Source organism: Halalkalicoccus sp. NIPERK01, from assembly GCF_030287405.1.
GTDB lineage: Archaea > Halobacteriota > Halobacteria > Halobacteriales > Halalkalicoccaceae > Halalkalicoccus.
This window is the reverse complement of sequence record NZ_JASVVV010000001.1, coordinates 920,032-936,546: the sequence shown is the minus strand read 5'-3', so window position 1 is coordinate 936,546 and position 16,515 is coordinate 920,032. Positions and strand designations below refer to the sequence as shown.

The 16,515-nt window shown below is 60.7% G+C and carries 31 protein-coding genes; 15 read left to right on the top strand and 16 right to left on the bottom strand.

Annotated features, from left to right (window positions below):
- Positions 1-32: 32 nt before the first annotated feature.
- The 5 genes from QRT08_RS05040 to QRT08_RS05020 all read right to left on the bottom strand — a co-directional run bounded on the left by QRT08_RS05040 (position 33) and on the right by QRT08_RS05020 (position 1,909).
- A complete protein-coding gene (locus tag QRT08_RS05040; RefSeq protein WP_286044818.1) occupies positions 33-293 on the bottom strand; it encodes a hypothetical protein in 261 nt (86 codons plus the stop codon).
- Complete coding sequence (locus QRT08_RS05035) at positions 290-880, bottom strand: DUF6884 domain-containing protein (protein WP_286044817.1); 591 nt, start codon at positions 878-880, stop codon at positions 290-292. Before QRT08_RS05035 ends, QRT08_RS05040 begins: the two co-directional genes overlap by 4 nt.
- On the bottom strand, positions 877-1,149 hold the full coding sequence (locus QRT08_RS05030; RefSeq protein ID WP_286044816.1) for a hypothetical protein: 273 nt from the start codon (positions 1,147-1,149) through the stop codon (positions 877-879). The genes QRT08_RS05035 and QRT08_RS05030 overlap by 4 nt, the downstream gene beginning before the upstream one ends.
- 1 nt (position 1,150) lies before the next feature.
- Complete coding sequence (locus QRT08_RS05025) at positions 1,151-1,357, bottom strand: hypothetical protein (protein WP_286044815.1); 207 nt, start codon at positions 1,355-1,357, stop codon at positions 1,151-1,153.
- A 246-nt stretch (positions 1,358-1,603) separates the two neighbouring features.
- Positions 1,604-1,909 (bottom strand): SWIM zinc finger family protein, encoded by a 306-nt coding sequence (locus QRT08_RS05020; RefSeq protein ID WP_286044814.1) that lies wholly within the window; start codon positions 1,907-1,909, stop codon positions 1,604-1,606.
- 187 nt (positions 1,910-2,096) lie between these two features.
- Between QRT08_RS05020 and QRT08_RS05015 the strand changes: the two genes are divergently transcribed.
- A complete protein-coding gene (locus QRT08_RS05015; protein ID WP_286044813.1) occupies positions 2,097-2,585 on the top strand; it encodes a hypothetical protein in 489 nt (162 codons plus the stop codon).
- Positions 2,586-2,808: 223 nt separating this feature from the next.
- Positions 2,809-2,997: a hypothetical protein gene (locus tag QRT08_RS05010; protein WP_286044812.1), complete on the top strand. Its 189-nt coding sequence runs from the start codon at positions 2,809-2,811 to the stop codon at positions 2,995-2,997.
- 23 nt (positions 2,998-3,020) lie between these two features.
- On the opposite strand, the gene QRT08_RS05005 is transcribed toward QRT08_RS05010, so the two are convergent.
- From QRT08_RS05005 to QRT08_RS04995, 3 genes are all read right to left on the bottom strand, one after another.
- Positions 3,021-3,596 carry a DUF8164 family protein gene (locus QRT08_RS05005; RefSeq protein WP_286044811.1) on the bottom strand — a complete coding sequence of 192 codons (576 nt, stop codon included), beginning with the start codon at positions 3,594-3,596 and terminating at the stop codon, positions 3,021-3,023.
- 63 nt (positions 3,597-3,659) lie between these two features.
- The gene (locus QRT08_RS05000) at positions 3,660-3,839 is read right to left on the bottom strand and encodes a hypothetical protein (RefSeq protein ID WP_286044810.1); all 180 of its coding nucleotides are present in this window, start codon (positions 3,837-3,839) and stop codon (positions 3,660-3,662) included.
- Between the two features lie 46 nt (positions 3,840-3,885).
- The gene (locus tag QRT08_RS04995; protein ID WP_286044809.1) at positions 3,886-4,635 is read right to left on the bottom strand and encodes a hypothetical protein; all 750 of its coding nucleotides are present in this window, start codon (positions 4,633-4,635) and stop codon (positions 3,886-3,888) included.
- Between the two features lie 78 nt (positions 4,636-4,713).
- Here QRT08_RS04995 and QRT08_RS04990 point away from each other — a divergent pair, with 78 nt between their 5' ends.
- Positions 4,714-4,848, top strand: a complete 135-nt coding sequence (locus QRT08_RS04990; protein ID WP_286044808.1) for a ribbon-helix-helix domain-containing protein — start codon at positions 4,714-4,716, stop codon at positions 4,846-4,848.
- Between the two features lie 20 nt (positions 4,849-4,868).
- Here QRT08_RS04990 and QRT08_RS04985 read toward each other — a convergent pair whose 3' ends face one another.
- Positions 4,869-5,327 carry a hypothetical protein gene (locus QRT08_RS04985; protein ID WP_286044807.1) on the bottom strand — a complete coding sequence of 153 codons (459 nt, stop codon included), beginning with the start codon at positions 5,325-5,327 and terminating at the stop codon, positions 4,869-4,871.
- A 65-nt stretch (positions 5,328-5,392) separates the two neighbouring features.
- Positions 5,393-5,683, bottom strand: a complete 291-nt coding sequence (locus tag QRT08_RS04980; RefSeq protein ID WP_286044806.1) for a hypothetical protein — start codon at positions 5,681-5,683, stop codon at positions 5,393-5,395.
- Between the two features lie 543 nt (positions 5,684-6,226).
- Between QRT08_RS04980 and QRT08_RS04975 the strand changes: the two genes are divergently transcribed.
- The 11 genes from QRT08_RS04975 (at position 6,227) to QRT08_RS04925 (ending at position 10,583) form a co-directional block, all read left to right on the top strand.
- On the top strand, positions 6,227-6,490 hold the full coding sequence (locus tag QRT08_RS04975) for a hypothetical protein (RefSeq protein WP_286044805.1): 264 nt from the start codon (positions 6,227-6,229) through the stop codon (positions 6,488-6,490).
- Between the two features lie 176 nt (positions 6,491-6,666).
- Positions 6,667-6,960 (top strand): PadR family transcriptional regulator, encoded by a 294-nt coding sequence (locus tag QRT08_RS04970; RefSeq protein WP_286045025.1) that lies wholly within the window; start codon positions 6,667-6,669, stop codon positions 6,958-6,960.
- Positions 6,953-7,348: a DUF7344 domain-containing protein gene (locus tag QRT08_RS04965; protein WP_286044804.1), complete on the top strand. Its 396-nt coding sequence runs from the start codon at positions 6,953-6,955 to the stop codon at positions 7,346-7,348. The genes QRT08_RS04970 and QRT08_RS04965 overlap by 8 nt, the downstream gene beginning before the upstream one ends.
- Positions 7,335-7,619: a hypothetical protein gene (locus tag QRT08_RS04960; protein WP_286044803.1), complete on the top strand. Its 285-nt coding sequence runs from the start codon at positions 7,335-7,337 to the stop codon at positions 7,617-7,619. Before QRT08_RS04965 ends, QRT08_RS04960 begins: the two co-directional genes overlap by 14 nt.
- Positions 7,620-7,737: 118 nt before the next feature.
- Complete coding sequence (locus QRT08_RS04955; protein WP_286044802.1) at positions 7,738-7,884, top strand: hypothetical protein; 147 nt, start codon at positions 7,738-7,740, stop codon at positions 7,882-7,884.
- Positions 7,884-8,021, top strand: a complete 138-nt coding sequence (locus QRT08_RS04950; protein ID WP_286044801.1) for a hypothetical protein — start codon at positions 7,884-7,886, stop codon at positions 8,019-8,021. The genes QRT08_RS04955 and QRT08_RS04950 overlap by 1 nt, the downstream gene beginning before the upstream one ends.
- A 121-nt stretch (positions 8,022-8,142) precedes the next feature.
- Positions 8,143-8,832: a hypothetical protein gene (locus QRT08_RS04945; RefSeq protein WP_286044800.1), complete on the top strand. Its 690-nt coding sequence runs from the start codon at positions 8,143-8,145 to the stop codon at positions 8,830-8,832.
- The gene (locus QRT08_RS04940; RefSeq protein WP_286044799.1) at positions 8,829-9,155 is read left to right on the top strand and encodes a hypothetical protein; all 327 of its coding nucleotides are present in this window, start codon (positions 8,829-8,831) and stop codon (positions 9,153-9,155) included. The genes QRT08_RS04945 and QRT08_RS04940 overlap by 4 nt, the downstream gene beginning before the upstream one ends.
- Positions 9,156-9,287: 132 nt before the next feature.
- On the top strand, positions 9,288-9,503 hold the full coding sequence (locus QRT08_RS04935; RefSeq protein WP_286044798.1) for a hypothetical protein: 216 nt from the start codon (positions 9,288-9,290) through the stop codon (positions 9,501-9,503).
- The gene (locus QRT08_RS04930; protein ID WP_286044797.1) at positions 9,500-9,673 is read left to right on the top strand and encodes a hypothetical protein; all 174 of its coding nucleotides are present in this window, start codon (positions 9,500-9,502) and stop codon (positions 9,671-9,673) included. The genes QRT08_RS04935 and QRT08_RS04930 overlap by 4 nt, the downstream gene beginning before the upstream one ends.
- Positions 9,674-9,806: 133 nt before the next feature.
- Complete coding sequence (locus QRT08_RS04925; protein WP_286044795.1) at positions 9,807-10,583, top strand: winged helix-turn-helix transcriptional regulator; 777 nt, start codon at positions 9,807-9,809, stop codon at positions 10,581-10,583.
- Between the two features lie 10 nt (positions 10,584-10,593).
- Here the strand turns inward: QRT08_RS04925 and QRT08_RS04920 are convergent, their stop codons facing one another.
- Both QRT08_RS04920 and QRT08_RS04915 read right to left on the bottom strand, forming a co-directional pair.
- Positions 10,594-11,799, bottom strand: coding sequence for a tyrosine-type recombinase/integrase (locus QRT08_RS04920; RefSeq protein WP_286044794.1), 1,206 nt, complete (start codon positions 11,797-11,799; stop codon positions 10,594-10,596).
- Between the two features lie 344 nt (positions 11,800-12,143).
- Positions 12,144-13,448: a polysaccharide deacetylase family protein gene (locus tag QRT08_RS04915; RefSeq protein ID WP_286044793.1), complete on the bottom strand. Its 1,305-nt coding sequence runs from the start codon at positions 13,446-13,448 to the stop codon at positions 12,144-12,146.
- Positions 13,449-13,588: 140 nt separating this feature from the next.
- On the opposite strand from QRT08_RS04915, the gene QRT08_RS04910 reads away from it, so the two are divergent.
- On the top strand, positions 13,589-14,152 hold the full coding sequence (locus QRT08_RS04910; RefSeq protein ID WP_286044792.1) for a DUF420 domain-containing protein: 564 nt from the start codon (positions 13,589-13,591) through the stop codon (positions 14,150-14,152).
- 161 nt (positions 14,153-14,313) lie between these two features.
- Here the strand turns inward: QRT08_RS04910 and QRT08_RS04905 are convergent, their stop codons facing one another.
- The 4 genes from QRT08_RS04905 to QRT08_RS04890 all read right to left on the bottom strand — a co-directional run bounded on the left by QRT08_RS04905 (position 14,314) and on the right by QRT08_RS04890 (position 16,478).
- A complete protein-coding gene (locus QRT08_RS04905) occupies positions 14,314-14,448 on the bottom strand; it encodes a hypothetical protein (protein WP_286044791.1) in 135 nt (44 codons plus the stop codon).
- A 68-nt stretch (positions 14,449-14,516) separates the two neighbouring features.
- The gene (gene purF / locus QRT08_RS04900; RefSeq protein ID WP_286044790.1) at positions 14,517-15,968 is read right to left on the bottom strand and encodes an amidophosphoribosyltransferase; all 1,452 of its coding nucleotides are present in this window, start codon (positions 15,966-15,968) and stop codon (positions 14,517-14,519) included.
- Positions 15,969-16,119: 151 nt separating this feature from the next.
- Complete coding sequence (locus tag QRT08_RS04895; protein ID WP_286044789.1) at positions 16,120-16,296, bottom strand: 50S ribosomal protein L37e; 177 nt, start codon at positions 16,294-16,296, stop codon at positions 16,120-16,122.
- A complete protein-coding gene (locus tag QRT08_RS04890; protein WP_286044788.1) occupies positions 16,293-16,478 on the bottom strand; it encodes an LSM domain-containing protein in 186 nt (61 codons plus the stop codon). The genes QRT08_RS04895 and QRT08_RS04890 overlap by 4 nt, the downstream gene beginning before the upstream one ends.
- Positions 16,479-16,515 lie beyond the last annotated feature (37 nt).

Genomic DNA, 16,515 nt, shown 5'->3' with positions numbered 1-16,515 from the left:
CGATCAAAACAAAACGTCAGGGGGAGGGGGCGTCAGCGGGAACTCGCGAGCAGCGCGCTCGCGAACACGGCGATCACCGATGCCGAGCTCACGACCGTCAGGGCGAGGGTCGTCTGATCCGGGATCGAGACTGAGGGGACGGCGAGCGCGATCGCGACCAGGAGGGCGGCGACGGCCACGCCGATCACGACCGCGCGCAGCGCTGCGCCGACCGTCCGAACGGCGAGGTCGCGCAAGTCCTTCCAGGCGACGTAGCGCTCGATCTCCTCGAGGGAGTCGAGGCCGGCGCTCATTGGTCCGTCACCTCTCTGATTTCATCAGTGAAGATATGTCGATACCGCGGGCTGACGGGGGCGGAATGATCGGTCTGGTTCTTGAGCCATGCCATCTGCTCACCAATCCCTGATGTATCATCGAACGGATAGCGGATCATGAGGTCGAACTCGTCGGCAATCGCGGAAAGCCCGTCCCGAACTGGGTCGAGATAGTCTTTCCCAGCAAGCATCACGATCTCGTCAACGGCATCGGCTTCGTCTTGCTCTTGGTAGCGACGCACCGCGACACCGACCTGCTCAACGACGTGCTCGGCCCAGTTCTCTATCGTCTCGAACGGCGCATTACCACCCTCGATCGGGTAATCCGACATCGTGACATCGTAGTGCTTCAGGCGAACGAATGGATGGATCGGGCCGTGCTTCGCTGAGAGGATCCACCACGACTCGGAAGCGCGCTCAGCGTACCGGCGCTTGAGCGCGAAGTAGTTACTCGTGTACAGGGCAGCGGCCGGGTACTGGTTCTTAGCATGATTTGGATGACCGTCGATCTCGCGTTTTGCTTTCCCGCATCCAACGTAGGTGAAGCGTACCAGATCAGCGCTCATCGATTCGTCACCTCGGCGATCTCGACGATGTAGTGGTCGTAGCCCTGTGGCATCACGTCGTGAATCGCAAAACCCGCCGCACCGATCTCGAGCAGCGCCTTCGGCGGGACGAGTCCTCGCTCGAACGTAACTTCGAGATACCCGTCGCGCCACTCGAGCGGATCGTCGTTACGAACGTCGGCCCCAAGGACGTCCTCGCGCTTGGCGAGCACGCCCGCGAGGTCTTCGAGTGAGACTGACGGGTCGTCGAGCTTCGATTCGGAGCCCATTTCAGAACCCTCCGTCGATGACGTCGAGATCTCGCTCTACCTGGTCGATCTGTTCGATGATCTTCTCTTGGCGCTCGGCGAGTGTGCATGCCGGGCACGATCGGGGGAAGTTCTTGACGTAGATAGTCCCGCACTGCGTGCAGTAGACTGACTCCTCGCGGTGATCCTCGCTGCTGTGGAGTTCTCGACCGGTGCCGTTGAACGGCATTATGCCGACCCTGCCAGTTCGCCGATAAACCGTCGCGTCCGAGCGCCACACTTCGGGCACGCGATCTGTTCGGCACTCTCGTATTCGTGACCGCAGGCCGTACACTCGTACTCGAGGACGGTCATCGGCTCGTCATCGCTCTCATCGTTGAGTCCCTGCCCGTAGCGCTTGTCGAGCTCGCACTGGCGGCAGAGCCGTCGGCCGCGAACGGGCTGACCACATTTCGCACATTCGGTTCGCCCCATCTCAGATCGCCTCCTGGTACGTATCGATCATCGCCTCAACGTCCGGCCGACCCGGCAGGTCCGGAATCTCGCGCTCGCCGAGTAGCATCTCGATCCGGCGGATGTGTTTGCATTTACCTGCTTGATACTGGAACGCCGGGCACTCACAGGCGGGCTCGAGGATGTCGACGACGTATTCCGACGCCTTCGACCCGGAGAACACCCGGTACAGTCCCGGTGCCTGCCGCATCGTTGTCATGGACTCGCGTGCTGCGCGGATCGTTCGCTTGTCGATGCTCTTTTCGTCGGTCGCATTCGTAGGTTGCATTGCTTCGGTTCTCCCGAAGCACGGTCGGGGGCGCTGGAACGCCCGCCGACCAGATCGATTCTGGCCGGACTCCCGTGCCCAGTTACTACTCTATTCGCCAGCTACTTATAGATATGCATATAGCACAATAGGATAACACAATATCATTGCACAAGTGCTAAGTGCATAGACAATAAGAACAATACGCATGGCAGAACAGCAGTATCGTATGTTAGACGCCGACGATCTGACGGATGCCGACGAGAAGATTCTTGACGAGTTGAGAGACGGTGCCCGGACAAAGGGTGCAATCGTCGATGCGACTGGCCTCCACCGGAATACAGTCGGGGGACGCCTCCCGGTTCTCGAAGCTGGCGATGCGATCCGATGTATCCACGACTCAACGGCGCTGTATGAGTTGGTCGATGACCCGCGCGGAACGAACGATACGGCGACTCCAGACGAGAGTGAGGTCAAACGGCTTCGCGAGCAGCTCGACGACGCCCACAAACGCATCCAAGAACTCGAAGCTGACGATGGCTCTTCAGCAGCAGACGAGTGTCACGAGGCTGTCCTCAACGCCCGTGGTGACCTCGAACAGGCGAGCGCCGAACTTGACTCGCCAAACTGTGATGGTGAAATAGTCGCCCGAAACGTCGACAGCGCGCTCAAGACGCTCAACGAGGTAGACGTCTGATGAGTCAAGAACTCGCACGCGATCTCGCGATCGCGACTCGGGCCGCAGCGCTCGTCCGGGAGGTGACGATCGGATCAGGATACTTCGATCCGGTGTACCCGTATCACGGTGCGATTCGCAAGTGTCCGTTTTGCGGCGAGCTGTACCGTCGCCACGGTGGGTTCGCCGACCACCGTGATCGATGCGAAAAAGGACCTTGTCCAGGCTCGAACCCGGTGAGTCCATGACGGAACGCCTCTCTCGGCCTGGCGTCGATCTCGTGCTCAAGCTCGGCGAGCATAACGCGCCCCGGGGCTGTCAGAACTCCGACTGCGATCTCGGCGGAGACTACTACGTGCTGACCGACGACGTCCTCTCGGTGTTCGCCTGTGACACGCACCTTGAGGATGCGGTCGAACGCGCTCAGGCCTGAGCGGCAAGTGCTATCTTTACATTTCAGATCGAAGTGGCTAATATTCCGATAGTAGCGATAATCCCAAATAGACCAATAACCTCTAGCTTTCTTCTGTGTCGTTCTACCCAGCTAGTTACATGTACTGTTATGTCTTGACGATCTTGCTTGATAACATCTTCAAAGGAATAATTAAGTATTATTGATATAGAGTAATCGCCAGTATACATTCGAATTTCCGCAGGAGAGTGACCATCATGATCCCTCTCTGCAACAAGTGGCGGAACATCATCTAGGGTGCTGTTAGCGTGCACATCTTCATAAAAAAGAGTCTCAACAAATCCAAGATGAGTCCCCGGGATTGCAATCTGATCTGATTGTTCGAATTCCTCGCCTGAAACTGGATGGATTTCTCCGGTGGCACGATCCGTACCCTTTTTCACATATGTTCTTATTTCGCCTGTATTTTGATGATCAAGTAATCCTTTGTTATAACTCAAATAAAGCCGGTTTTCATCAGGTATACCCCCACCTGATAGATAGAGGTCGATCTCAATGGTATCGCCTGGCGCGATTTCAGGAGTTCTGTTGTGTGGTACTATCGTGTATTCTGGTTCCATAGAGATATTCGAGATGTGTATTCTATTAGGTAAGACCTTTGCATACTTACTATATGAGCTAATTTAGGCCAATCCGGACAGTTCGCACTCATCGAGATCCCAGTAGTATGCGATGTCCTCGAGCAATGAATCGACCGTATCGCACTCGTAGCACCGACAGTCCTCGTGTTTCGCTTCGCGAAGCGCGCTCGCGATCAGTTGCCAGTCCTCGAACAGCCACTCGTCGGGAGTTCCGTAGGGCATACACTCCGTGGTCCCGTAATCCGTTATAAAGTGTTGGGCAGCTAGCCTACTCCATCTCGAGCGTCCAGGAACCGCTCGCCTGGACGACGACGAACCCCAGACCGTTCATGGAGAACGTGTTCGAACCCTCGAACGAGTCGATCTCGTTGAAGACGAGCTCGTGGTAGCCTGGATCCACCGGATATACCTCAACGATAAAGTTACGCTGGCCGTCATACGATCCTGTTGCTTTAACCCGACCGTCGAATTCGTAAGGACCGATCACACTTGGGCTGTCGCCACTCTCTTCGACTGGGAGTGAGTCTCCCTCCGTTGGGCGGGGTTGGCGAAGCGTGATTTCCCAATCGCCATCCGCGTTGATGTCGAGAACGTATGACCCGGCCTCGGGCGATGCACCCGCTTTGCCGTCAAATTCGCCAATCTCGTTGACGAAGAGTGCTGCCATATCGCCGTTATCGTCTACCAGCTCGATCTGGAAGTTCGAATCCCCTCCAGTGTGGGTTGCCTCGACGATGACGAACCCACCTTCAAGGTCGAATTCGTCGGAGACGTCCGCTCCTGAACCCGAAAGTTCGATTGGATCTGGCTCGTTACCACCGTCTTGTCCAGACCCATTCTCGTCTCCACCGTTCTCAGAGTCGGTGTCGTCATTGCCGTCGCCCGAGCCACCGCCATTGCTTCCACCGTTATCTCCGTCGTCATCGGCACCCGTGCATCCAGCGAGGACAGTCGTCGTTGCAAGTCCGCTTGCCAATAGGAATTTCCTACGTTGCATGATTATCATATCATAGAGCATACTATTATAGTTACCGATCTGTTTATGGTCTGTTTACGATCTGGAAACGCTTATTGGTGAAGCAAGCATTGGGTATGTATGGTCGACACGAAGCATGCCCGCCTCCCTGAAACGGTCTACAACCAAGCTGAAGCAATTCAAGAGGAATACGGCTACCCGAGTATCGGCGAGGCAATCCGCCATATGTGCAAAGAGGCGGGATACGACGTCTGACGCAGTTTCTTTTTGACCGTTCACTCGCCGGACTGCTCGATCGCGTTCAACTCCCGCGCCCGTTCAAGGCGACTAATCATCCCCTCCATTTCCCCGCCTTGATCGATATAGCGCTCCAAAATTGCGACCTCGTCATCGTTCCGATCGTCCTTCCGGTACACGATCGCGAGATGTCGGTAATACGCCGGTGGCACAGTATCCCACCCATATGCGGCTACTTCATTTTCGGCGAAGTCGATACACCACAATAGCAAGTCTTCAACCTCATCGTGCCGCCGTTCTCGTTTCAGTTGTTTAATTCTCTCAATAGCGTCGGTATAATGCTCAAACTCATACTCGTCGATACGCTCAAATTGCCAGTTGTCTCTTGCGTCAAGATACCTGTCGAAATTGTCCGAGTCGGAGATGGTTTCTTGCTGATCCGGTGAGTTGGTTGCATCTGAGCGATCAAGGAGGCCGCTGAGGAGTCTCCGAAACATAGCCGCATATCAGGAGGTTAGATTATCAGTGTTGTGACTGGTCACATATACCAGCGACCTCCCTGTTAGCTTTCTGCTGGCTCGATCGCGTTCAACTCCTCGGGCGAGATCTCGTTATCGACGACGCGCTGACCAAGATCCGTGATCGTATATTTCGCCGCGTCGTCGTGCCGCTCGAGGAGTCCATACTTCGAGAGTGCTGAACAGCGATTCGCAGTATGGCGATTCCCGTAGCCGATATTCGGGCCGATACTACTCGGCTTCTGAATGACGCGCTTGTTACGGTAGTGAAGGCTCGCGAGGAACTCCAGAATATACTCGTCGGCAGGAACCATCCAGTCGACCTCGCGATGCATATCCCCAAGAGGGGCAGGCCCCCCATTTGCAGTTACGGATTTGTCCCTTGGCATACTATATGACCTCTGTACGAGTAATATCCGTAACTGAAAGTACGTTTCGTTAACTACAGTTCTCTTTTGTTAGCCATACAGCACGTATCAGTAACTATAATACAGCGCGGACATATCACACTCACGGAAGCTGTGTTCATGGACTAACTGCTGCAAGTAAGTGTCCGGGGTGTGACACCACCCCGAACGCGGCTTCCTCCCCAGATCGAGGTGGTTGCCAGTGCCAGGCTACAATGCACGCCCAAATAAATACGACCTAACTAATCCAACCGGTCGGCGGTGTAATCAACCGCTAATCCGGACGGATACTGCTCATGGAGCCTGTACGCCCGCACAGGAACGGCAGTCCATCACTTTCACTGGTGTGTCTAGGGGCGATTTTGAGGAGTTATCGACTCGTACTCCTCACAGATCGACAGGTCGAGGTACGTTCACTTCCACCGAACCGTTGAACCGCCTTCATGACGGGGTGGAACAACAGTCTCGGCCGTGTCACGAACAGAATCCCACTCGCCCCGGGCCGATGGCAGCAGTACCGAGGATCGCCGACGGATCATCCGAATCGACCGGACAGATCCCATCCAACGGATGCGCTGGCGGTGTCCGAACAATCACACGACGTGGGAGCCCACGAACTCACACGCCTACTGTGCGAGCTGTGCTCGCCACGTCGGTCTCGATCCGGAACACTACGAACTGCTCGATGCTCGGACTGGCGAGCGCGTCTCGTGGGCCCGGATCGAATTGGAATAAATCGACTGAGGAAGTCCGCTGTCTCACGCGGCCGTGTCCTGCTGTCCAGGCCGACGCGACCGCGCGAGGCGGTGGTCTTGCTCTGAGGGAACAGTGGGGGACGGTCGATTCCGTCCCAACACAAGACCATGCTAACAGACTCAACGCAGATGCAAGATAGTATCGACGCACGACCGCTGAACGAACTCACTCGGTTTCAGATCGACATGCTCGTCGCGATCGACGGGCTTGACGATCCCTGTGGACTCGACGTCAAGCGCGTCCTTGAGGCCGAGTACGGTAAAGAAGTAGCTCACGGCCGGTTGTATCCCGGCCTCGACTCGCTCGTTGACAGGGGGCTCGTCGAGAAAGAATCCGGGTCTGTCGACGGCCGGACGAACACCTACCGCCTCGCCGATGGAGGCCGGCAGGCGCTAGATGCTCGCCGACGATGGATCGGCCGGGCTGAGGAGCGTGATCGTGATGAGTGAAAGCAAAAGTGACGCCGACTCCGGGACGGGACCGACGGTCACACCGGAACTGACGACCGACGATGCCCTCTCGGCGATCGGCGTCGAGGCCCGCCGGCGGATCATCTACGCGCTCAGCCCCGGCGACGAGGTCGCCTCGGCGAACCTCTCGGTGCTGCTCTCACGGCGCGAAGGCGCGCCCAGACCCGAGATCGTCACCCGGTCGCTCGAGCACATGCACCTTCCGAAGCTCGACGCCTGTGGTGTGATCGACTACGAGCGCTCCTCGGGGCTCGTCCGGACGGGCCCGAACTACAAACTGGCCCGCGACCTCGCGACGATCGTCACACTCGCGATGGATCACGGTGCGACAGTCACGGAGGTTGAGGAGCGTGATGACGATGAATGATGACCCCTTCGACGATCCGTTCTTCGACGATATTCGCGAGGATCAAAGGAAGATGCGCGACGAGGTCGTCGGAGCGCAGAAACGCGGCGTCATCGGGCTACTCCTCGGCGTATCCGTCGGTGCTTTGAGTGCGTATTTTACATGGGGATACGCCGAACCTCAAGTCGGTGTCTGGGCGATTCCGCTTGTCCTGCTCGTGTTCGTCGTTATCGGTTGGCCGCTCGCATGGCTGATCGGTACCATGCTCACCGCCTGGGGGTTGTTCCGATGATTCGCGAGATGGCCTGTTCCATCGTGGGATTTATCGCCGGCTATCTAGTCGGCGCGCACGCCATAATTCTGATCGGCCAACGTGAGATGTCGAGCTACCGAATGGAGCGTGATCGTCGATGAGCCGCGAGGACGTTCGCGAGCACGTCGACCGGGCGCTCGAATCCGCCGTGGCGACAAACACCGATCTCGACGACGTCGAAGCTGAGTTTCAAAATGCACTAGAGCGCGTCGAAGAACTGCGCGTGATTCGGGGGGAATCGTGATGGCGTACATCAACTACTCGGAGGACGACGTCGGATTCGATATCGAAGTCGAGGCTGAAAACCCGGCAATCGCGGCATATTGGTGGTCGGCAATCTACCAAGTAGTGACGGATACGGAATCGGAGGTCGAAGCGTGATGGCCGTCGTCCGACACCCGGACGGCGCGTGCCAGACCTGTGGTGAGCCGTTGCGTTTCCGTCCCTGTACGAACTGTGCAGCTCGGCGAGCCAGCACGGCCACTCGGGAGGTGAGTCGCTAATGGCCTTCGAACGCGTCGAGAAACAACGCTTCGACGGCGAACCGATAGCATCCATCTATACCGACGGTGGGGTTCGGTTTAATACCGGGGCGACGCGGCGCTGGCTCGACGATGTCGACTCGGTCGACGTCCTGGTCGATCGCGAGAAGCGGAAACTCGGCTTCGATCCCGACTACTCAGGCCCCCACGCACGGACCGTCTCTCGAGATGGTCAGAAAGGCGGTGCGTCAGTATCCTGTCGCGCACCACTTCGACAGCTTGGCTTTGACTTCCCGATCGGTGAGACCATCCGCGCGCCCGTCGAGCGTGATCCTGACTCCGGCCTGCTCGTCGTCGGTCTCGACGGCGACCTCGCGAGCGCGTGGGAAGACATCGCCGAGACGGATGGTGGCGCCATGGCGGATAGCGAACTGTCGGCAGAGGAGTGTCCGTGGCTCGAGGGCGACCCCGAGGAAATTATCACGGAAGTGTACGGGGCGCGAGGTGGCGTCCGCAGTCTGTCCGAGGTCCTCGATGCCGTCGAGCAGGCGGATAACACCGTTTTGCTCAACCAGCGCCTCGCACTCGGCGGCGTCAACAACACGCGAGCACTGGTCACCGAACTCGGACTAGCCCAACCTAACGGTGCGCTGCTCGATCCGCGCGAGCGGAGTGATCGTATCGAAGCGATGCGGGAGGCATTCCTATGAGTTCGGACGTCACGGCGACCGATCCTGCACCGTTCGTCGCCGAGCACGCCCGCCAGCGCTGGAGCGAGCGAGTCCCACAGGCAAAGGGATCGCTTATCCAGGCGTGGGAGCGCGGTCAGCGCCTCTCCCGACTCCCCCGCGAGTTCGGTGTCGACGAGGTGCGCGTCGATCGAGTGAGTGAGACGCTAATCCTGCGCCGGAAGCTCGCGATCGTCTCCGTGCTCCGTCTTTCGGAGATCTCGCGCAAGGAGTCCGATGTCGTCACCGCCGCGATCGACCTGGAGGGTGATACCGAAACCAACAGTGGTGATCGCCATGAGTGAGAGCAACGAATGCACTCATCCCGACTGCGTCGTCTGCGAGCGTGAGCCGTCCTTCCCGCCGGATTGGATCGACGGTGAGCCCCATTGTATCGTGTGCAGTGACCTCGACGCCGAGACGGAGAGTGGTGTCTGATGGCGGCCGACAGCCAGGGACAACACTACACGCTGATCAACCGCGATGCATCGGACGGCCAGCGCGAAGTCCGCGAGGACGCCAGCGAGACGGACGTCGAGATGCTCGAGCCCCTGTTCGAGGAATTCGACTGTCGCGGCGAGGTGATCCGCCCGGATAACAGTCGCAAGCTGATCGGTCCCGATCGTCCGCAGGAGCAGGAGGCTTCCCGATGAGCCAAGCACTCCCCGCCGACGCGCGCGACGACCGAACAATCGACGAGCGCCTGCGCGAGCTCGAGGCGATCGAGGACGAACTCCGACTCGTCGCGACGACCGACTGCGCGTATGCGGACTACTGTCGGGCCTGGCTCGACTCACTCGAGGAGGCGAGATCGGATGCGTAGCGGCTTCTCGCGGTCCCCCCCGGTGGTTTTAAGATACTGGCCTGAGAGAGATGTAACTAAGAAGCACATCTCGTTCCCAGAACGGGGCCCGATGTTGACGCATCGGGCGGGTGCTTCCTCCGGTGATTACACAATGCAAGGAAGCAAGCGGAAAGAGGCGGAGAGTATAGTTAATTGTACCGGCTGCGAGCCGGATCAGGACGAACAGTCCTCCATCAAATTCCGCAGTTGTGATTGCGGGTGGGATCAAAGGCTGATCAGGCAAAGTACCCCGTGGCGCAATGAGATAGTACTCAACCACCTATACAACTGTGAGGGGCATTCTCTCGAATCTGTAGGCGATATAGTCGGCTGCGGCGAAACGTGTGTTCTGAAGTGGATGGACAGAAACGGCATCGCGCGGCGAGATATGTCGGAAGCTGCTAAAATCAGGTTTTCCGATGAGCCGGTTCCGTTTAGAATCCACGATAAGGGATACGAAGTGTGGGACGAGGGCTATGACGGCAACTCACCTACGATATACGTCCACCGGTTAGCTGCTGTCGCCTGGTATGGTTTTGAGGAGGTCTGTAGCTCACAGATCCACCATCAAAGCGAGGTTCCATGGCTGAACATCGACGGCAACGATTGGTCTGAGTTAGGGATAGTCCCCCTCAGCCGCGCCGAACACAAAAAGGAGCACTATCGAGTCTCCGACCAATCATTGCTCCAGGCTGTCGCTGAGAACGGTGATAAGGGCACGACCCGCGTCGGTGATTCGGTTGGATTGAGTGGGACATCGCTCCAGATGAGGATTCGCCGACTAGAGCGCAACGGATTAGTCAAAAGTCAATACCGTGACCGGGAACGCGGAGGAACGCTGCGGCAATTGAGCCTTACCGAACAGGGACAGGAGGTCCTCAATGACTGATCCCGCCCCTTCATTCATCGAAACCAGCGGCTCGAATCCCGCCATCATCTCCCATGAACCGTTCGATGGTCTGGATCGCATCAGCCACCTCCTCTGGAACGATTCTGGAACTTTTGAGTGCAGCCTCACGTTGCTCTTCGATCCGTTGAGTAGCTTCGTGAGATTGAGATTGACCGCACCACATACACGCCGGGTTCTCGCGCGGCGTCTCCCGATTACAGCGCGGGCACGTCATCGGCGCCGTCGGGTCGGGTTCGTCCTTCTCGACGTCGAGGCCGTGCGCGCGGGCGATCTCCCGGTCGGAGGCGTCGGCGAAGACGGAGACATATCGGGAAGCGACGCGCGATCCTCGCGACCAGCCGTGGTGCTCCTCGAGGACGGCCTGATTGAGGCCCTGACTGGCGAGGTAACTCGCGCTCGATTTGCGGAAGTTCGTCAGCGTGACGGGCTTGTGAACGCCGGCGCGCTCGGCCGCCTCGTTGAGTGTCTTCCGGACCGCCTGGTAGGAGAGGTCCTCGGGCGAGTGGAGCTTACTCCAGAGGGGCGCGCTCGGGTCATCAGCGGGATGCTCGGCGAGCCAGCGCTGGAGGTACGGAACCGACGGGATCAGCGTGATCGTCCGCTGGCCGGTCTTGCCGTCGACGGTGATCCGGAGCCCATTCGGGTGATCACTGACGTCGCGGAGCTGGAGATCGCGGAACTCCCCCGAGCGCGCGCCGGCGTCCCAGGCGACGGCGACCATCGCCTCGTCGCGCGCGTAGCGACAGGCGTCGATCATCGGGAAGACATCCTCGTCCCAGTGGAGCATCTCGCCGGGCTTTGGCTTGGGCTTGTAGTTGCGCGAGGTCGAGCCAGGGATCCACTCGATCGACTCGGGCAGCTCGTCGTCCTCGCCGGAGCGCTTCCCGAAGACTCTGAGGGAACCCCGGTAGTCCCGGTTGGTCTCCTCGTTATCGTACTCGCGATGGATCCATTTGACGAGCTCCTCGGCAGCGCTGCGCTCCTCGAGGGCGTCGGCGAGGCCGCCGACCTCCTCGGCCATGCGGACGCAGCGTCGGAGCAGGTGCTCGTGACGATGGTCGGAGTAGCGCGAGGAGAGGAGTCGGAGTCGATCACTGAAGGCGAGCAGCGTCTCCTGATCGGCGCTGCTGATCTCCTCGCCAGCCTGGATACGTTCGCGAAGAGCGTCGATTCGCTGGCCCGGGTTCTCGGTCATCGTCTGGACGAGAGGTCGGAGGATGCGGATGTAAACTCTCGGTTCAAATCCGGTCCCACGCATCGTTTGCAAATCCGGCGGATTTGCAAGCCAGCGAATCCCCGATTTGCGTGTACGGCGGCACACCCGCCGAAGATGCAGGTGATTCCGCCGGGCACCGCCCGGCGGCCGGTCGACGCACGACCGGTCCCTTCGCGGACATCACCCACGCACAATCCTTCCGACGCGACGACTCCCGAGATCCCTCTCTAGAGCGATCACCGATCACGGTATTCACGCCGAACGGTCTGCCGGACCGTCTCGCTCCCGAACTCGATGCCGACGGAATCGCTCGGGACGGCTATCTAGTAGTACTCGAGCAACTGCGTCGGCGTGATCGGCTCCAGCCCGCCGCCGTAGCTGTTGTCCTCGATCCGGTCGAGTTGCATCTCGAACTCCTCGACGCTCATGCCCTGCTCGCCGATGTGCTCGAAGTACGGGACGACCACCTGGTTGTGGATGTCCGCACGCAGGATCGGTTTGCGGGTGCTCTCGTAGCTCGACCCGCTGATGGCGGAGATGGTGTGGCGTCCCGTCGGCGGGATGCCGCTGGAACACGCCCCGAAGACGAACGCCGTCTCGTGGGCCTCCCGGAGGATGTCGAGCGTGTCGTTGTTCATCGAGTTGTACGGCGTGAAGAAGTGCTGTGCCCCGTCCTCGAACCCGCGGTTCGCGAGGTAATCGCGGTTGCCCTCGATGACGCGGCGCTGCTGTTCGGCGTCGAGTTCCGCGAGCCGACCGCCGTGCTGCGGGTACGAACAGACGTCCCAGCCGGCGTCGCGCATCTCGCGCAACTGGTCGATGTTCAGCCGTCCGGAGCGGTTGAGCAGGTCCTGCGAGATCCCGAGCGCGCCGACCCAGCCGCGGTCTTCGAGTATCGGGAAGACCGTCTCGTAGTGCTCTTCGAGCCCACCGTAGAAGGAGAGGATCACGTGGCTCTCGTCCTGGGCGGGCGTCGTCCGCAGGTCGTCGATCCGGTAGTCGACCGAGCTACCGTCGGGACCGACCACCTCGAGGCGGAGCTCCTGGACCTGGGAGAAATCGGGACCGCCGTAGCCGACGGTGTACCCGAAGTCGACCCGGAACCACTGATCGACGCCGTTGGGAAGTCTGCGGGCTGAGGTGACGTAGTCGTCGCCGCCGGGCGCGCGGACGTGGAGCGCGAGGCGCCCACCCACCGGCGAGTTCACCTTCACCGCCGCCGAGAGGTACTGGTCGGTGAGGTCGATGGGGGAGGAGGGGGACCACGCGATCGTCGAGACGTTGCTGTCCAGTTTGACCGCCATCGACTGGTTGCCGGTGACCGCCTGGCCGTCGTCGGGGGAGATATCCTCGTCCCTGAGCGCGTACCAGTTGATCTCCTCGAAGTCGTCGAGCACCTCGCCGTACTCCGTCGCGGCGGCCTGTGCGGCCTCGTTCGAACCGCCGCCGTTGTCGTCTCCGTTCCCGTCGTCGGAGTTGTTGCCGCCGTTGCCGTTACCGCCGTTGTCGTTACCGTTTCCGGTTCCGTTGCCGTTACCGCCGTTTCCGTCGTCCATACAGCCGGCGAGCGCGACGGAGGCGGCGCCAACGGTTCCCAAGAAGGTGCGACGGGATAGTGGGTCTCTCATGCCAGTAGTGTTCTCCGTACTCTACACTCTTTCTAATATGGTGCTTAAATCCTGTTAACTGAATCGTAACGGATTTATTATGTAATCTGTCGGACTCGCGGGTGACAACGGCTATACGCGCGTCGTCCCACCACCCGAGTATGCAACGGCAGGTCCGCGCACACGTGCCCGAGTTGACGGGCGCGTTGACGACCGTCTCGCTCGCGCTCGTCTTCGGGGCCGCCCTCGGCTACATCCCGAGCGCCCTCGTTCCCCCGGCCCCGGACTGGGTCGTGACCGCGATCCCGCACGTGAACGCCGTCGTCAGCCTCACCGCGATCGCCACCATCTCGCTGGGGTGGTACTGGATCCGCCGGGGACGGGTCGCGCGCCACCGACTCGCCATGTTCGCCTCGACCGGCCTGTTCGCCGGCTTTCTCGCCCTCTATCTCTACCGGCTGATCCTCTTAGGGGGTCCCGAACCGTTTCCCGGCCCCGAAACGGTCTACCGGTTCGTCTACCTCCCGCTTTTGGGGGTGCATATCCTGCTCGCGGTGATCTGTATCCCGCTGGTCTACTACGTCCTCCTGCTCGCCTTCTCGTACTCGGTCGGCGAACTCGGGCGTACGCGCCACCCGACCGTCGGGCGGATCGCCGCCTCGCTCTGGCTGATATCCTTCAGCCTCGGCGTCGCCGTCTACACGCTGCTTCACGTCGTCTACTGACCCAACCCACTATCGGCGTCCGGCCGGTAGAACCCGGACGACGGCGCTCAACACCGATCGAGCGCGTCGACTAGCGACGCATACTCGACGTGATCGGTTCGGCGCTCGTACTCGACCGCCAGCGCGAGCAGCGGCGCCTCCTCGCCCGCGTATCCGACGAACTACAGGGCCGTCGGAAGGCCGCGCTCGCCGAACCCGTTCGGCGTCGTGACGCCCGGCAGTCCGGTCGCGTTCATCGGCGACGATCCGAACTGATCGAAGTACTCGCCCAGCGACTCCTCGATCGGATTGGCCACCGAGGACCGGGCCGGCGTCACGAGCGCGTCGTAGTCGGCGAGCAGTGCGTCGAGTTCGTGCTGGGTCGTCAGCCGTCGGCTGGGAGTTCGCGATCGCCGACGGCCGGGCGCTCGACGTCGCGGTCGGTCTCTTCCCCACTGATCTCGTAGGGGTATTCGCCCGTGACACAGCCCAGACAGAGGTCCGCGCGCGCCTCGCCGAGCGCCTCGGCGATGGCGTCGATCGAGAGGTACGCGAGGCTGTCGGCACCGATCTCCTCCTCGACGTCCTCGACCGACCCGCCGGCGGCGATCAGTTCCTCGCGGGTGGCCATGTCGATCCCCATGTAGCAGGGGGCGGTGATGGGTGGCGCGCCGATCCGGAGGTGGACCCCCGTCGCGCCGGCCTCTCGAAGCAGCGAGACGAGCTGGTTCGAGGTCGTCCCCCGGACGATGCTGTCGTCGATCAGCGTCACCGACTTGCCCTCGACGGTCGACCGGATCGGGTTGAGCTTCAGTCGCACCGCACGCTCGCGTTCGTCCTGCGTCGGCATGATGAACGTCCGGCCGACGTAGCGGTTCTTCATCAATCCCTCCGCGAACTCCACCCCGTCGGAGGCCTCCGCGTAGCCCGAGGCAAAGGCCCGTCCCGAGTCCGGGACCGGCATCACGACGTCCGTCTCGATCCCGCTCTCGTCCCAGAGCCGTCTCCCCAGCTCGCGGCGCACCTCGTAGACGAGGTTGTCGTCGATCACGCTGTCGGGCCGGGCGAAGTAGACGTGTTCGAAGAAGCAGTGGGCGGTGTGCTCGCGCTCGACGAGCTGGTAGGAGTCGAAGCCGTCGGGCGAGAGCACGACGAGTTCGCCGGGGCGGACGTCCCGGACGAGTTCGCCGTCGAGCGTGTCGATCGCGGCCGACTCGGAGGCGACCATGTAGCCGTCCTCGACCCTCCCGATACACAGCGGTCGGTTCCCCTCTGGATCGCGCAGGCCGAGGACGGTGTCGTCGTGGGAGATCGCGAGCGAGTACGAGCCGTGAATTCGCCCCATCGTGTGTTTGACCGCCTGGATCAGGTCCTCGTCCAGGAGGTTTCGCGCCAGGTCGTGGGCGATCACCTCGGTGTCCCCGTCGGACGTGAAGGCGTGGCCCATTCCGGCGAGTTCGTCGCGGATCTCGTCGGCGTTGACGAGGTTTCCGTTGTGAGAGAGCCCGAGCGACCCGCTCTTGAACGAGACCGAGAAGGGCTGTGCACACGAGGAGTCGACGCTCCCCGCCGTGGGATACCGGACGTGGCCGATCCCCGTCCGGCCGTTGAGTTCGTCGAGATCGCCCTCCGAGAAGGCGTCGCCCACGAGGCCCATCCCGACGTGGCTGTGCTGCTGGAAGCCGTCGTGGGTGACGATCCCGGCCGACTCCTGCCCGCGGTGTTGCAGCGCGTACAGCGAGTAGTACAGCGGCCGCGCGGCGTCGCGGCCCCGGAAGGAGACGCCGACGACGCCACACTTCTCGGTCGGCCCGTCGGCGACCTGGCCCGTGTCCATGTCCGTTGGATGCACTCCCAGCAGTAAAAATCCCACGTAGCTGGATTCGTGGGCTGTTCCGCGACAGGAGGTATGCACGTCCGTGGATAGGTCGCGGTCGCCGTCGGACGGACGCGCCGCTGGCCGAGGAGAGACGAGAGAGAAATCCGGGTCAGTTGTCGCCGGTCTTGCCCTGCCACTCGTAGCTCCGGCGTTTCTTCGACTCGCCGAAGCCACACGAGGCACAGACCTTCTTTTTCACGTGATACGACTTCTCACCACAGCGCCGACACTTGACGTGGGTGGTGATGTTCTTCTTGCCCTGGCTCGGGGTGCCTGCACCGGTCATGGAGTTATCGAAACGACGTTATCGCCGCGTATAATGGTTGTGTTGTCGTCGTCCTCGACGACGACGTTCATGTGCTGGTCGTACCCCGTCAGGGTGCCGACGAACTCCTCGCCGTCCTTCAGGCGCACGGTGACGACGTCGCCGATCGCGGCCTCGAGCACGTCAAGCGGGCGTCCACTCATACCCCTACGCGCACTCGATTCTCACTTAAGCGTACCG